Here is a 1,355-nt window from a genome sequence, read left to right on the forward strand (position 1 = left end):
TAGGCGATGTTCTCGGCAAGCGAGCGGTGGAACAGGATCGGCTCCTGCTGGACGATGGCGATCTGGCTGCGCAGCGACGCCTGCTCGACCTGCGAGATGTCCTGCCCGTCAACCAGTATCCGCCCGGCATTCACGTCATAGAGCCGCTGGATCAGCTTGACGAAGGTCGTCTTGCCCGAGCCCGAATGCCCGACCAGTCCAATGCGCTCGCCAGCCGCGATGTCGACCGAGAAATCGCGGTAGAGCGGCAGAAGATGGTTGCCGTAGTGGAACGTCACCTTGTCGAAGGCGACGCGCCCATCGGTGATCCGGATCGGCCGAGCTCCGGGCCGGTCCTGGATGCCGAGCGGTTCGGACTGGAAGTCGACCAGTTCCTCCATGTCGTTGACCGAGCGTTGCAGGTTGCGGATATGCGTGCCGATGTCGCGCAGATAGCCCTGCAGCACGAAGAACGAGGTCAGCACGAAAGCGACGTCGCCGGCGCTCGCCTGGCCCCAGGCCCATAAGATGAGGGCAAGGCCGATCACCGCTGCCCGGATGACCAGCAGCAGCGCTCCTTGCGTGGTGCCGTTGGCGGTGCCGCGCATCCAGGTGCGGCCGGTGCGCAGCCGCCATTTGGCGACCACGCGCGCCAGCCGCGCTTCCTCGCGGGCCTCCGCGCCAAAGCCTTTGACGACGGCATTGCAGCTCACCGCATCCGCCAGCGCGCCGCCCAGCCGCGTGTCCCAGCTGTTGGCGAGCCGCGCGGCGGGCGCGACATAGCCGAGCGAGAGCATCGCCGTGACGGCGATGAACAGCACCGAGCCGGCCGCCACGACAGCCCCCATCAGCGGCCAGAACCAGCCGAGCAGCAGCGTCGATCCGACGAGCATGACGACCGATGGCAGCAGCGCGATCAGGATCGTGTCGTTGAGCAGGTCCAGCGCCCACATGCCGCGCGTTATCTTGCGCACCGTCGATCCGGCAAAGCTGTTGGCGTGCCAGTCCGTCGAGAACCGCTGCACCCGATGGAAGGCGTCGGCGGCAATGTCCGACATCATCTTCAGCGTCAGCTCGACGATCCACAGGAAGGCGATATTGCGCAGCACGACGCCCGCCAGCGCCAACGCCATCAGGATCGAGAACGCGGTCGTCGCCGCGTTCCAGGCGACTTCATCGGTCCCGGCGCCGCTTGCGACCGCGTCGACCAGGCGGCCGGAATAGAAGGGCGTCAGCACATCGGCCAGCGTCGAGAGCAGGAATGCGCCCATGATGAGCGAAAGCCGCCACGGCTGGCGCCGCCAGTGGCTGAACGTGAAGCCGAGCACGCTGCGAAAGGCGCCGGCGCGCAGATCGATCTTGAAACGAGCCATGAT

1 protein-coding gene is annotated in these 1,355 nt (G+C 66.5%); it reads right to left on the reverse strand.

The annotated features are described in order from the left end of the window. Positions 1–1,352: ABC transporter ATP-binding protein (locus EOA28_RS35790; protein WP_148671111.1), on the reverse strand; the 1,352-nt coding region annotated here is incomplete at its 3' end. Positions 1,353–1,355: the final 3 nt, after the last annotated feature.

The sequence above is a fragment of the Mesorhizobium sp. M2A.F.Ca.ET.067.02.1.1 genome, from assembly GCF_004023285.1.
Lineage (GTDB): Bacteria > Pseudomonadota > Alphaproteobacteria > Rhizobiales > Rhizobiaceae > Mesorhizobium.